The sequence below is a fragment of the Serratia entomophila genome, from assembly GCF_021462285.1.
GTDB classification, from domain to species: Bacteria; Pseudomonadota; Gammaproteobacteria; order Enterobacterales; family Enterobacteriaceae; genus Serratia; species Serratia entomophila.
On sequence record NZ_CP082787.1, the window covers coordinates 4451662 to 4465275 of the forward strand.

Below are 13614 nucleotides of genomic sequence, written 5' to 3' on the forward strand. Positions count from 1 at the left end.
GAGTAAGCGATTCGGGTAAGTGAGCGCAACCAACACAGAGGCAGCTTCAAGTATGACGGGTATATTGGAGAAACGGATGGACACACGTTTTATACAAGCCCACCGCGAGGCGCGCTGGGCGCTGGGCCTGACGCTGCTGTACCTGCTGGCCTGGTCGCTGGCGGCCTATCTGCCGGACAGCGCCTTCGGCGTCACCGGCCTGCCGCACTGGTTCGAAATGGCCTGCCTGCTGGTGCCGCTGCTGTTTATCGGCCTGTGCTGGCTGATGGTGCGCGTGGTATTCCGTGATATTTCGCTGGAGGACGGCGATGCAAACTGAAGTGATCCTGCCGCTGATCGCCTACCTGCTGCTGGTGTTCGGCCTGTCGGTTTACGCCTACAGCCGCCGCCAAAGCGGCAATTTTCTCAGCGAGTACTTCCTCGGCAACCGCTCGATGGGCGGCTTTGTGCTGGCAATGACCCTGACCGCCACCTATATCAGCGCCAGCTCGTTCATAGGCGGCCCCGGCGCCGCTTATAAATACGGCCTGGGCTGGGTGCTGCTGGCGATGATCCAGCTGCCGGCGGTGTGGCTGTCGCTCGGCGTACTGGGCAAGAAGTTCGCCATTCTGGCGCGGCGCTATAACGCCATCACCCTCAACGACATGCTGTACGGCCGCTACCAGAGCCGCCTGCTGGTGTGGCTGGCCAGCCTGAGCCTGCTGGTGGCGTTCCTCGGCGCGATGACGGTGCAGTTTATCGGCGGCGCTCGCCTGCTGGAAACCGCCGCCGGCATCCCCTACGACACCGGTTTGCTGATCTTCGGCATCAGCATCGCGCTCTACACCGCCTTCGGCGGCTTCCGCGCCAGCGTGCTGAACGACGCCATGCAGGGCCTGGTGATGCTGCTCGGCACCGTATTGCTGCTGGTGGCGGTGATCCACGCCGCCGGCGGGTTGCACAGCGCGGTGGACAAGCTGCAGCAGATCGACCCGGCGCTGGTGTCGCCGCAGGGCGGCGATCGGATCCTCAGCCTGCCGTTTATGGCCTCGTTCTGGATCCTGGTGTGCTTCGGGGTGATCGGCCTGCCGCACACCGCGGTGCGTTGCATCTCCTATAAGGACAGCAAGGCGGTGCACCGCGGCATCATCCTCGGCACCCTGGTGGTGGCGGTGCTGATGTTCGGCATGCATCTGGCCGGCGCGCTGGGCCGCGCGGTGCTGCCGGATCTGAAGATCCCCGATCAGGTGATCCCGACGCTGATGATCACCGTGCTGCCGCCTTATGCCGCCGGCATCTTCCTGGCGGCGCCGATGGCGGCAATTATGTCGACCATCAACGCCCAACTGCTGCAATCCTCCGCGACCATCATCAAGGATCTGTACCTGGGCGTGCGGCCGCAGCAGATGCAGAACGAGCGGATGATCAAGCGCTTCTCCAGCCTGACTACCCTGATCCTCGGCCTGCTGGTGCTGCTGGCGGCCTGGCGGCCACCGGAAATGATCATCTGGCTGAACCTGCTGGCCTTCGGCGGGCTGGAGGCGGTGTTCCTGTGGCCGCTGGTGCTGGGGCTGTACTGGGAGCGCGCCAATGCGCAGGGCGCCCTTAGCTCAATGGTGTCGGGTGCGTTATGCTATACGCTATTGGCCAGCTTCAACCTGCAGCCGGCGGGGCTGCACCCTATCGTGCCCTCGCTGTTGCTCAGCCTGCTGGCGTTTTATTTCGGTAACCTCGTCGGCGAAAAGCGCCGGGCGGCGTCATCATTACCTTCTTGAAGAGAATTGCTATGCCTTGGATCCAACTCAAACTCAACACCACCGGCAGCCAGGCGGAAGACCTGAGCGACGCACTGGTGGAAAGCGGCGCGGTATCGGTGACCTTCCAGGACACTCACGATAACCCGGTGTTCGAGCCGCTGCCGGGCGAAACCCTGCTATGGGGCGATACCGACGTGATCGGCCTGTACGACGCCGAAACCGACATGGCCGAAGTGGTGGCGATGCTGGAACAGCACCCGCTGCTGGGCGCCGGTTTCCGCCACAGGGTTGAACAACTGGAAGACAAGGACTGGGAGCGCGAATGGATGGACAACTTCCACCCGATGCGCTTCGGCGAACGCCTGTGGATCTGCCCGAGCTGGCGCGACGTGCCCGATCCGAACGCCGTTAACGTGATGCTCGATCCGGGCCTGGCGTTCGGTACCGGCACCCACCCGACCACCGCACTCTGCCTGCAGTGGCTGGACGGCCTCGATTTGGCGGGCAAAACCGTCATCGACTTCGGCTGCGGCTCCGGCATCCTGGCGATTGCCGCGCTGAAGCTCGGTGCGGCGCGCGCTATCGGCATCGACATCGATCCCCAGGCCATTCAGGCCAGCCGCGACAACGCGCAGCGTAACGGCGTTTCAGAGCGCCTGGAGCTGTATTTGCCGAAAGATCAGCCGGCTGACCTGCTGGCGGACGTGGTGGTGGCCAACATTCTGGCCGGCCCGCTGCGCGAGTTGGCGCCGCTGATCGGCTGCCTGCCGAAATCCGGCGGCCATCTGGGTCTGTCCGGCGTGCTGGCCAGCCAGGCGGCGAGCGTGGCGGAAGCCTACGTCGACAAGTTCAAGCTCGATCCGGTTGCCGAGCGCGAAGAGTGGTGCCGCATCACCGGCCGTCGCAAGTAACGCCTGCGGCGCAGCATCGCGAAATCCATCGGCCTCGCCGGTGGATTTTTTTAGCGGCCAGGTGAAACAAAATTTTATGCAACTTTTTGCCTTCCAGCGACGGATTGCCCTGATAAAGGGCCGAAAATCCAGGCTATCAGGGTAAAAATACGCGACCAATACAGATAATATCCTGTATAACGGTGAATATTTTAGCGCGCATAAAATAAGCACTTTTCGTCAACTCATTGTTAAATATATATAATATTTTTATGAGTCGCCGATATGCGCCTGGTTACCGGCCAATAACGGCCAATTGGTCAAAGTTTGGCCTTTCATCTCAACGCAAAAATGCGTAATATACGCGCCCTTGCGGACACAGTATGGTTACTCTTTGTCTATGCGCATTGGACACCACCAGCTTACAAATTGCCTGATTGCGGCCCCGATGGCCGGTATTACAGATCGCCCGTTCAGAACCTTATGTCATGCAATGGGTGCTGGGATGGCTGTATCCGAAATGCTCTCCTCCAACCCGGAGGTGTGGCGAACGGATAAGTCGCGTCTGCGTATGGTACATAGCGATGAACCCGGGATCCGCTCCGTGCAAATTGCCGGATGCGATCCGGATGATATGGCCGCCGCGGCGCGTATTAACGTGGCCGGTGGCGCGCAGATCATCGACATCAATATGGGTTGCCCGGCCAAGAAAGTGAACCGGAAGCTTGCAGGGTCTGCCTTGTTGCAGCACCCGGATCTGGTCAAACAGATCCTCCACGCGGTGGTTAACGCTGTGGATGTGCCGGTAACGCTTAAGATCCGCACCGGCTGGGCGCCAGAACACCGTAACTGTGTAGAGATTGCCCAACTGGCCGAAGACTGTGGTATACAGGCCCTGACTATTCACGGCCGAACCCGCGCCTGCCTGTTCAACGGCGACGCGGAGTACGACAGCATTCGGGCAGTTAAGCAGAGTGTCTCCATTCCGATTATCGCGAATGGCGACATTACTGACCCGCATAAAGCCAGAGCAGTGCTCGACTACACCGGGGCTGACGCTCTGATGATAGGCCGCGCTGCTCAGGGGAGACCCTGGATCTTCCGGGAAATCCAGCATTATCTGGACACTGGAGAGCTGCTGCCACCGATGCCGCTTGGCGAAGTGAAGCGCTTGTTGATAGGGCATATTCGGGAATTGCACGGCTTTTACGGCCAAGGCAAGGGATTCCGGATTGCTCGTAAGCACGTGTCCTGGTATCTCCAGGAACACGCTCCGAATGACCAGTTTCGGCGCACATTCAACGCCATAGAGGATGCCAGCGAACAGCTGGAGGCGTTGGAGGCATATTTCGAAAATCTTGCGTAACAAAAAAGAGCTGACAGAACTATGTTCGAACAACGCGTAAATTCTGACGTACTGACCGTTTCTACCGTAAACTCACAGGATCAGGTAACCCAAAAGCCTCTGCGTGACTCGGTTAAACAAGCACTGAAGAACTATTTTGCTCAACTGAACGGTCAAGACGTTAACGACCTGTATGAGCTGGTATTGGCTGAAGTTGAACAGCCACTGTTGGACATGGTGATGCAATACACCCGTGGCAACCAGACCCGTGCTGCTCTGATGATGGGCATCAACCGTGGTACGCTGCGTAAGAAACTGAAAAAATACGGCATGAACTGATACTAGTCAGTTAACGTGTTGAAAAGGCGCTTTATCTCATTTGATAAGCGCCTTTTTCTTTTTCCGGATTGCAGGCAATAAAAAAGGCCGGAAGCCCGGCCCTCTTGCAGTGAGGTTAACGAATTACTCGGTAACCTTGTTCTTGAGGCTTTCCGCCCCTTGCTTGGTTTTGTCCCAGGCTTTCTCGGTGCCTTGCTTGGTGCTGTGCCAGGCTTTTTGCGTGCCTTCGGTCACCTTGCTGCCGGCGGTGTCGCTTTTGCCTTCAGCGGCATGCTTGGCCTTAAGCTTCAGCTCTTCGCCTTTATCCTGCGTTTGATGCAGCTTTTCTTTGGCGGTATCTGCGCCCTTGTGGGCCTGCGCGACGGCTTCGTCACTAACCTGCGCGGCGGTGGTTGCAGCGAACACCGGTGAAGCCAGTAACAGTGCGGACAAGGCAAAAATTGATTTCTTCATAATTCCCTCTTTTCAGATACATGCTATTCAGCATGAAACAAGATGGCATAAAAATCCGATAACGCGCTTTAAGAATAGGACTAAAACGCCAAATCTCGGCATAAAACTTCCCCACCATTCAGCTTTGCAAACTTTTATGCCGGCACTGCGCCTGGCCGCTTTTGCCCCGCCGCATGGCACGAAAAATTAAAATTTTCGCTGTCACAAAACTATAATTTATCCGTTTTTGAACTCGCAATGAATAGGATGGATTCTATGGTTGCCGTCATCATCATCGGCATATTTATCATCAGCTTTGCCTACGCGCACTCTCGCGGAAAAGTAAAACAGAAGGTGACAAGGCAGCTTTTTGATCACTCCACATTCATGGGGCCGATCAACATGTTCATGACCGGTTTTTCACGCTTGCCCGCCAAGCAGCCTTATTTCGATGCGCGGACGTTCCCGGAACTGCAAATCCTGACCGACAACTGGCCGACGATCCGCGACGAAGCGGCGCGCCTGCAGGACCATATCAAGAGGGCGCAGTCGCATAACGACGCCGGCTTCAATACCTTTTTCAAACGCGGCTGGAAGCGCTTTTACCTCAAGTGGTACAGCGATAGCCATCCGTCGGCGCAGGCGCTATGCCCCCAGACCGTTGCGTTGCTTAACCGCATTCCATCGGTTAAGGCGGCCATGTTCGCCGAGCTGCCCGCCGGCAGCCATCTGGGCAAGCATCGCGATCCTTACGCCGGTTCGGTGCGTTATCATCTTGGGCTGCTGACGCCTAACGACGATCGCTGTTTCATCGACGTAGACGGGCAGCAACACAGCTGGCGCGACGGCCAGGCGGTGATTTTCGATGAAACCTTTGTGCATTGGGCGCAAAACGCCACCGACCAAACGCGCATCATTTTGTTCTGCGACATTGAACGGCCAATGAAATGGCGCTGGGCGCAGGCGCTGAACCGCTGGGTCGGCGCCACGCTGATGTCGGCGGCCAGTTCACCTAACGATGAACAGGACAGAACCGGCTTCATCAACCGGATATTCAAATACGTCAACGCGGCGCGCGACGCGGGTCAACGCCTGAAAGCCCGCAATCGCCGCTGCTACTATCTGCTGAAATGGCTGGTAATCGCCGCCATCTTCGCCGCTATCATCCTTACCAGCCTCTAAAATTCGGATAATCAACAGAGGGGCAACACGAATGAGAATATTCGCATGCCCCTCTTCCGCCGCCCCCCGTATTCTGTGGTAGAATAGACATTCCTAGAGCCGCCTTCGCTGGCCAACAGCTATCCCCCCGAAGCCTGATAGCAGCGCAAACCGCCCTTCGAATGTAAAGATTTAGTCAATTACGGAATCTGGCTAAACCATAGTCGTACCCGGGTGTCTGAGTAGTTGTATCGCTATCGAGTGGATCCTTTATGCGTTACAGGTTGCTACCCCCTAATGCATAAATGAGTTCATATGAAGCGTCCGCAAAAATTTCAAACGGCCCTGCTGCACCCACGCTACTGGCTAACCTGGTTCGGCCTGGCCTTTTTGTTCCTGCTGGTCCAACTTCCTTACCCGCTGCTGCACCGGCTCGGCGTATGGATGGGCCGCACCTCAATGCGTTTTCTGAAGCGCCGCGTCACCATCACCCGCCGTAACCTGGAGCTGTGCTTCCCCGACATGGACGAAGCGCAACGCGAACGCAAAGTGGTGGGCAACTTCGAATCCCTGGGCATGGGCCTGTTGGAAACCGGCATGGCCTGGTTCTGGTCGGACAAACGCGTCAAGCGCTGGTTCAACGTGACCGGCATCAATCACCTGAAAATGGCGCAGCAGAACGAGCGCGGCGTGCTGGTGATAGGCGTGCACTTTATGTCGCTGGAGCTGGGCGGACGGGCTATGGGCCTGTGCCAGCCGATGATGGCGATGTATCGCCCGCACAACAACAAAGCGATGGAATGGGCGCAAACCAAAGGCCGCATGCGTTCCAACAAGGCGATGCTGGACCGCAAAGACCTGCGCGGCATGGTGCACGCCCTGAAGCGCGGCGAAGCGGTATGGTTCGCTCCCGATCAGGACTACGGCCCGCGCGGCAGCGTGTTCGCGCCGCTGTTCGCCGTCGACGAGGCCGCCACCACCAGCGGCACCTTCATGCTGGCGCGCATGGCCAAGCCGGCGCTGGTGCCGGTGGTGCTTATCCGCCGTGAAAAAGGCCGCGGTTACGACCTGTTGATCCAACCGGCGCTGGAAGATTACCCGATCGCCGATGAGCTCGCGGCGGCGGCCTACATGAACAAAGTGGTCGAGAAAGAGATTATGCGCGCGCCGGAGCAATATATGTGGCTGCACCGCCGCTTCAAAACCCGCCCGATCGGCGCTCCCTCGCTGTACTGAGTCTCCGGCTTACCAGGCCCGGCCAACGCCGGGCTTTTTTGTGCGCTGCGTTTAAAAAATCTGCGGAACGGCGCCGGGCTTTACTGTAATCTCCTTTTTTACCCGCACAGGAAAAGGAAATGATGAAAGCTCAAGTCCGCATTGCTCTGGTCGGTGACTACAAGCCGGAGGCCATCGCCCATCAGGCCATCCCCGTGGCTCTGCAACTGACCGCCGCCCATCTCGGCATCGAGATTCAATCCCACTGGCTGCCTACAGAAACCATCACCTCAACGTCTGTTCTGCAAGATTACGACGCCATCTGGGTGGTGCCCGGCAGCCCCTATAATCATGATGACGGCGCTTTTATGGCGATACGCCATGCGCGCGAGCAGCGGGTGCCGTTCCTCGGCTCCTGCGGCGGGTTCCAGTATGCGGTGGTCGAATACGCCCGCAACGTGATGGGCTGGCACGATGCCGGTCATGCGGAAACCGACAGCGGCGGCCGGCTGGTGATCGCGCCATTGAGCTGTTCGCTGGTGGAGAAATCCGGCGGCATTCTTTTCCAGCCGAACACCCGGGCCGCACGCGCCTACGGGCGCCTCGATACGGTCGAGGGCTACCACTGCAACTTCGGCGTTAACCCGGAGTTTGTCGCCGATTTGCAGCAATACCCGCTGATTATCAGCGGTCACGATCTCGAGGGCGACGTGCGCGCCGTCGAACTGCCGGAGCACCCTTTCTACGTCGCCACGCTGTTCCAGTCGGAACGCGCCGCACTGCGCAACGCACTGTCGCCGCTGGTGGTTGAACTGGTGAGAACCGCCGCCAGCCGCTAAGAAAAAAGCCCTCGAATGAGGGCTGTAAACAATCACCGGCTCACCACATCAACTGGCCAATCAGCGGCGCGGCGATCACCGTGATAATCCCCGCCAGCATCATCACCAGGCTGGAAACCACCCCTTCCTGCTGCCCCATTTCATAAGCCTTCGCGGTTCCGGCGCCATGGGACGACGCCCCCAGCCCGGCGCCTTTCGCCAGGCTGCTGCGCACCGCCAGCCGCAGGAACAGCATATCCCCCACCGCCATGCCGAACACCCCGGTGATCACCACGAACAGCGCCACCAGGTCCGGCTGGCCGCCCATCTGTTTGGCGGCCTCCAGCGCAAAGGGCGTGGTAATCGAACGCACCGCCAGGCTGCGCTGCACCTCTTCCGGCAGCGTCAGCAGCCGCGCCAGCCATACCGAGCTGTACACCGCCACCAGCACCGCAGTCACCACCCCGGCGCTCAGCGACAGCCAGTGGCGACGAATGATGTGCAGGTTCTCATAGACCGGCACCGCAAAAGCGATGGTCGCCGGCCCCAGCAGCCACAGCAGCCAGTGGGTTTCGCCGATGTAGTCCTGATAGGATATATGGGTCACCACCAGCAGCAGCACCAGGATCATTGGCGTCAGCACCAGCGGCATCAGCAGCAGGGTGCGGCGGCGGCGGTAAAGCCTTTTGTTGGCGAAATACAGCGCCAGCGTCGCCAGGAAACAGACCAGGCTGAGAATAAAATCATTCATGATGCTGTTTCCGCCGCTGCAGCCAAACTTCCAATCGATAAACCCGATCCACCACCAACCCGGTGGCGCCCAGCGTCAGCATGGTGCTGACCCCTATCACCAGGAAAATCTTCCAGCCTTCCACCATCAGCAATTGGGCGTAGTTAACCACCGCCACCACCGCCGGCACGAAAAACAGCAGCATTTCGGCCAGCAGCCAGCGCGAACCGGCCTTGACCCAGTTCAGCGGCAGAATGCGCAACAGGATCAGCGCCAGCAGCATCAGCATGCCGACGATGTTGGCGGGCAGCGGCAGGTGGAACTGTTGCACCAGGCGATCGGCAATCAGGAACAGCACCGCATACAAAGCCACCTGGATCGGCACCTGCAGGCGGGTCAGCAGGGATGGCGCAGCACGGCGTAACGCCAGTGACATGGAAGATAACCTCAGGCAGAAAATTTACGATTTACAGTATACGCAGCCGGGTAACCCCGCCTGAAATGAATTAAAATTATCAACATCATGCCGTCACGGAATAGTTTCCCGCCGGTATCGCCCTGAGGAGACCCCAACGTGGATGTTCGCACCCTGCGCTACTTCGTCGAAGTGGTACGCCAGCAAAGCTTTACCCGCGCGGCGGAGAAACTGTTCGTTACCCAGCCGACCATCAGCAAGATGCTGCGCCATCTGGAGGAGGAGCTGGAGTGCACGCTATTGATCCGCGAAGGGCGCAAGCTGCACCTGACCGACAGCGGCCAGGCGGTGTACCAGCGCGGGCTGGCGATCCTCGACGAGTTCCGCCAGCTGGAAGCCGAGCTGGAAGACATCAGCTCGGTGAGAAAAGGCGTGCTGCGGTTGGGCATTCCGCCGATGGTCGGCCGCCAGATAGCCGACCTGATCCGCCGCTTTCGCCAAACCTACCCCGGCATCGAACTGAAGATTTCCGAGCTGGGCGGGCTGTCGGTCGAGCAGGCGGTGATGTCCGGCGAGCTGGATCTGGCGATGACCATCCTGCCCGTCGACTCGGATCAGCCGCTGACCTTTTTGCCGCTGCTGGGTCACCCGATGTGCGTGGTGGCGCCGCGCACGCCGCACTGGCTTAACCGTACCAGCATCGATATCGCCGAGTTGGCCGACTGGCCCATCCTGATTTATAACGAAGATTTCGCACTGTACAAAATGCTGATGAAGGCCTTCCGCCAGGCCGGCATCGAGCCGCAGATCGCGGTGCGCAGCGGGCAATGGGACTTTCTCGCCTCGATGGTGCAGGCCGGCGTCGGCATCGCCACGCTGCCGGAGCCGGTGTGCCAGTGGCTGGATAAAGAGAAGCTGATCTGGCTGCCGCTGGAGCCGCGCATGGAGTGGAAAGTCGGGCTGATCTGGCGCCAGGGCAGCTACCTTTCGCACAGCGCCCAGGCCTGGATCGCCTGCTGCCGCGACTATTGGCCGCCGGTCAGATAGCCCAAACAATCGGGGCCGCTTGCGCGGCCCCGATTGTTGTTACCCTTCGCGCTCTATCAATAGCGCTTCCAGCAGGTCGAGATCGTGCAGCAGCTTTTGCAGCGTCTCGTTGCTGATTTTCTGCGTGGCGCGCAGATGGTACAGCTCGCCGCGTTCGGCGCGCAGCGCCGTCAGACGGAAACGCCGCTCCAGGTTTTCCAGCGCCAACGCATTCTCGATATCGTCCCTAGAGGTGATGCGCCGCCGCAGCGTGCCCACCACCCGCGAACTGATCTCTTTCAGCACCTGCGGGTCGAGGTTCTCTTCGGTGTCGGCGGCCAGGCGCTCTTCCATTTTATTCACGCTCTCGATCGCCACCTCGGCCGCCATGGCGATCGCCATGCGCTCCTCGCTCTTGCTGGCGCTCTTGTCCGCCACCTGCACGCCGCGCAGCAGCAGCGGCAACGCCAGCACCCCGACGATCAGCGACAGCAGGATCACCCCGGCGGCGATAAACACCAGTTGATAACGCGCCGGGAAGGCGGTGCCGTCGCTCAGCAACAGCGGGATAGACAGCACGCCGGCCAGGGTAATCGCCCCGCGCACCCCGGCGAAGGACGCTACCCACAGTTCGCGGGTGCTGTAATCGCTGAACTGCAGCGGGCGCTTTTTCATAAAGCGTTTGCTGGCGTTTTTCATCAGCCACAGCCAGGTGAAGCGCAGCACCAGCAGCGCGGCGTAGATGGTGGCCACGTCGGCGAACAGGTACCAGGTCTGGATGGTCGGGTCCAGTTCGGCCTGCAGAATCGAAGTTTCCAAAATGCCCGGCAGCTGCAGGCCCAACATGATGAACACCATGCCGTTGAACACGAACTCGAGCATCGCCCAGACGCTGTTGGCGCGCAGGCGCATCGCCAACGGCGCATTGCGGATCACCCCGGATTGGCTGATGGTCATCCCCGCCGCCACCGCCGCCAGGATGCCCGACACGCCGATATGTTCGGCAATCAGATAAGAGGCGAACGGCAGCAACAGCAGGAAGACAATCTGCGTGGCCGGATCATCGCCGCTCCAGCGGCTCATCACCCGCAGCGACTTGCTGTAGGTCCAGGTGACCGCCACGCCGGCCAGCAGGCCGCCGATCGCCACCTTGAGGAACTCGAGGGTCGCGCCGCCGACGGTGAACACCATAGTGCCCATCGCCACCGCGATGGCGAATTTGAGCGACACCAGGCCGGACGCATCGTTCATCAGCGCCTCGCCCTCGAGCACGCCCATGATCTGCTTGGGAATACGGCCTTTACCGACGATGCCGGACAGCGCCACGGCGTCGGTCGGCGACAGCACCGCCGCCAGCGCGAAGGCCGCCACCAGCGGAATGCCCGGCACCATGGCGTAAATCAGGTAGCCGACGCCGACCACGGTAATCAGCACCAGAACCAGCGCCAGGCCAAGAATTTCACGTCCGTGGTGCAGGAACTCGCGCGTCGGCGTTTTCCAGCCGTCGGCAAACAGCAGCGGCGGGATGAACAGCACCAGGAACAGTTCGGGATCGAAATCGACGTGCAGGCCGAAATGCGGCCAGGCCAACAGCGCCCCGATGGCGATTTGCATTAACGGCAGCGGCACCTGGAACGGCAACATGCGCGTCACCACCCCGGACAGGGAGACCACCAGGATCAAAATGAGGATTGTAAAAAAGATTTCCATGCTTTCCTTAGACTCTCGGGTTCAGACTGCATCTCTGAGTATGCGCCGATAGTAGATCACTTTTTTTACAGCGGTTAAAGCTTGTTGTGCCTTTCAAAACGCGGCACAGAACAGAAGGAGACTTATCTGAAGAAAGAACGGCGGTCGACATTCCCCCGCCCGACGGGCGGGGGAAAACAGCGGGCGGTTAAATCGCCCAGCCGCCGGCATAGAACCCCACCAGCGCCAGCGCGATCAGTACGGTGCCGATGTTCAGCTTGCGCCATTCACCGGAGAAGATGCGGCCGATAACCAACGAGCTGAAGCCCAGCATGATGCCGGTAACGATGTTGCAGGTCAGCACGATGAACACCGCGCACAACAGGCCGGCCATGGCGTCGACGAAATCGTTGAAGTCCAGCTTGGTGACGTTGCTCAGCATCAGCAGGCCGACGTACATCAGCGCCGGTGCGGTGGCATAGACCGGCACCAGGTAGGCCAGCGGCGACAGGAACAGAATGAGCAGGAACAGCAGGCCGACCACGGTGGCGGTCAGGCCGGTCTTGCCGCCCGCCGCCGTGCCTGCGGCGGACTCGATATACACCGCGGCGGGCGCAGCGCCCACCAGGCCGGAGAAGATGCTGCTCAGGGAGTCTGAAGTCAGCGCCTTGCCGCCGTTGATGATCTGGCCGTCTTTATCCAACAGGTTGGCCTGCCCGGCCACCGCGCGGATGGTGCCGGTGGCGTCGAACACCGCGGTCATCACCAGCGCCAGCACGCTCGGCAGCACCACCGGCTGCAGCGCGCCCATGATGTCCAGGCTGAAGATCAGCGAATTGCCGTTGGCGTCCGCCAGGCTTGGCATGGCGAACAGCCCCTGGTATTTCACCGCCGGATCGAAGATCAGGCCGATAATCGAAATGGCGATAATCACCAGCAGGATGCCGCCGGGCACCCGCAGTTTCTCCAGGCCGAAAATCACCGCCAGCCCGAGCAGCGTCATCACCACCGGGAAGGAGGTAAAGGCGCCCAGCGCCACCGGCAGGCCGTCCAGCGGGTTCTTCACCACCAGGCCGACGCCGTTGGCGGCGATCAGCAACAGGAACAGACCGATGCCGATACCGGTGCCGTGCGCTACGCCCATCGGCAGGTTACGCAGGATCCAGGCGCGGATGCCGGTGACCGAGATAACGGTGAACAGCACGCCCATCAGGAAGACCGCGCCCAGCGCCACCGGTATGCTGATGTGCTGGCCCAGCACCAGGCTGAACGCGGTGAAGGCGGTCAGGGAAATGGCGCAGCCGATGGCCATCGGCAGGTTGGCCCACAGCCCCATCAACAGCGAGCCCAGGCCGGCCACCAGGCAGGTGGAGACGAACACCGCCGCCGGCGGGAACCCCGCCTTGCCCAACATGCTCGGCACCACGATCACCGAGTAAACCATCGCCAGGAAGGTGGTCAGCCCCGCCACCACCTCCTGACGCACGGTGCTGCCGCGCGCGGAAATATTAAAGTAACCGTCAAGCCCGCCTTTTGGTTTTACGGCGTTGTTCGCTTGAGAATTCGACATATGTTGCTGTCCCCTGTGTTTCATTATCGGCCCGTTGCAACAGGCCTGTAATCCCGCCCGCGCCTGGTCGCCACGGAATCGTTTCCGTCACGTTCGCTTCCCTGCCCTTCAGCGGCGCGGCCAATCGGCCTGGCGCAAAAAGGCAAACGTTTAACTCGCAGCGCGTGATGCGGGTGATTTATGGTGGTTTATTCAAGGCAAACGATTATCCAGCCTTCCATACCGTCGGATCAACTAAAGATCGCGGC

The 13614-nt window shown here is 60.0% G+C and carries 14 protein-coding genes; 9 read left to right on the forward strand and 5 right to left on the reverse strand.

Going from position 1 to position 13614, the window contains the following annotated elements; translation table 11 throughout:
* The first annotated feature begins 76 nt into the window (after positions 1–76).
* The 5 genes from KHA73_RS21375 (at position 77) to fis (ending at position 4310) form a co-directional block, all read left to right on the forward strand.
* Positions 77–319, forward strand: coding sequence for a YhdT family protein (locus tag KHA73_RS21375; RefSeq protein WP_234586545.1), 243 nt, complete (start codon positions 77–79; stop codon positions 317–319).
* Positions 309–1754 carry a sodium/pantothenate symporter gene (gene panF, locus KHA73_RS21380; protein ID WP_234586547.1) on the forward strand — a complete coding sequence of 482 codons (1446 nt, stop codon included), beginning with the start codon at positions 309–311 and terminating at the stop codon, positions 1752–1754. The genes KHA73_RS21375 and panF overlap by 11 nt, the downstream gene beginning before the upstream one ends.
* A gap of 11 nt (positions 1755–1765) precedes the next feature.
* On the forward strand, positions 1766–2647 hold the full coding sequence (gene prmA, locus KHA73_RS21385; protein WP_234586549.1) for a 50S ribosomal protein L11 methyltransferase: 882 nt from the start codon (positions 1766–1768) through the stop codon (positions 2645–2647).
* Positions 2648–3026: 379 nt separating this feature from the next.
* On the forward strand, positions 3027–3992 hold the full coding sequence (dusB, locus tag KHA73_RS21390; RefSeq protein ID WP_234591352.1) for a tRNA dihydrouridine synthase DusB: 966 nt from the start codon (positions 3027–3029) through the stop codon (positions 3990–3992).
* A gap of 21 nt (positions 3993–4013) precedes the next feature.
* Complete coding sequence (gene fis / locus KHA73_RS21395) at positions 4014–4310, forward strand: DNA-binding transcriptional regulator Fis (RefSeq protein ID WP_000462905.1); 297 nt, start codon at positions 4014–4016, stop codon at positions 4308–4310.
* Between the two features lie 123 nt (positions 4311–4433).
* Here fis and KHA73_RS21400 read toward each other — a convergent pair whose 3' ends face one another.
* Positions 4434–4763 carry a hypothetical protein gene (locus tag KHA73_RS21400; protein WP_234586551.1) on the reverse strand — a complete coding sequence of 110 codons (330 nt, stop codon included), beginning with the start codon at positions 4761–4763 and terminating at the stop codon, positions 4434–4436.
* 255 nt (positions 4764–5018) lie between these two features.
* On the opposite strand from KHA73_RS21400, the gene lpxO reads away from it, so the two are divergent.
* The 3 genes from lpxO (at position 5019) to KHA73_RS21415 (ending at position 7957) form a co-directional block, all read left to right on the forward strand.
* A complete protein-coding gene (lpxO, locus tag KHA73_RS21405) occupies positions 5019–5924 on the forward strand; it encodes a lipid A hydroxylase LpxO (RefSeq protein ID WP_234586552.1) in 906 nt (301 codons plus the stop codon).
* A 294-nt stretch (positions 5925–6218) separates the two neighbouring features.
* Positions 6219–7139: a kdo(2)-lipid IV(A) palmitoleoyltransferase gene (lpxP, locus tag KHA73_RS21410; RefSeq protein WP_234586554.1), complete on the forward strand. Its 921-nt coding sequence runs from the start codon at positions 6219–6221 to the stop codon at positions 7137–7139.
* Between the two features lie 119 nt (positions 7140–7258).
* The gene (locus tag KHA73_RS21415) at positions 7259–7957 is read left to right on the forward strand and encodes a CTP synthase (RefSeq protein WP_449329059.1); all 699 of its coding nucleotides are present in this window, start codon (positions 7259–7261) and stop codon (positions 7955–7957) included.
* A gap of 40 nt (positions 7958–7997) precedes the next feature.
* Here KHA73_RS21415 and KHA73_RS21420 read toward each other — a convergent pair whose 3' ends face one another.
* Positions 7998–8687, reverse strand: coding sequence for an LrgB family protein (locus tag KHA73_RS21420; RefSeq protein ID WP_234586556.1), 690 nt, complete (start codon positions 8685–8687; stop codon positions 7998–8000).
* The gene (locus tag KHA73_RS21425; protein WP_234586557.1) at positions 8680–9102 is read right to left on the reverse strand and encodes a CidA/LrgA family protein; all 423 of its coding nucleotides are present in this window, start codon (positions 9100–9102) and stop codon (positions 8680–8682) included. The genes KHA73_RS21420 and KHA73_RS21425 overlap by 8 nt, the downstream gene beginning before the upstream one ends.
* Before the next feature lie 138 nt (positions 9103–9240).
* Between KHA73_RS21425 and KHA73_RS21430 the strand changes: the two genes are divergently transcribed.
* Positions 9241–10128 carry a LysR family transcriptional regulator gene (locus tag KHA73_RS21430; RefSeq protein WP_234586559.1) on the forward strand — a complete coding sequence of 296 codons (888 nt, stop codon included), beginning with the start codon at positions 9241–9243 and terminating at the stop codon, positions 10126–10128.
* A gap of 39 nt (positions 10129–10167) precedes the next feature.
* Here KHA73_RS21430 and KHA73_RS21435 read toward each other — a convergent pair whose 3' ends face one another.
* Both KHA73_RS21435 and KHA73_RS21440 read right to left on the reverse strand, forming a co-directional pair.
* Positions 10168–11817: a Na+/H+ antiporter gene (locus KHA73_RS21435; RefSeq protein WP_234586560.1), complete on the reverse strand. Its 1650-nt coding sequence runs from the start codon at positions 11815–11817 to the stop codon at positions 10168–10170.
* 187 nt (positions 11818–12004) lie between these two features.
* Positions 12005–13366 (reverse strand): NCS2 family permease, encoded by a 1362-nt coding sequence (locus KHA73_RS21440; protein WP_234586561.1) that lies wholly within the window; start codon positions 13364–13366, stop codon positions 12005–12007.
* Positions 13367–13614 lie beyond the last annotated feature (248 nt).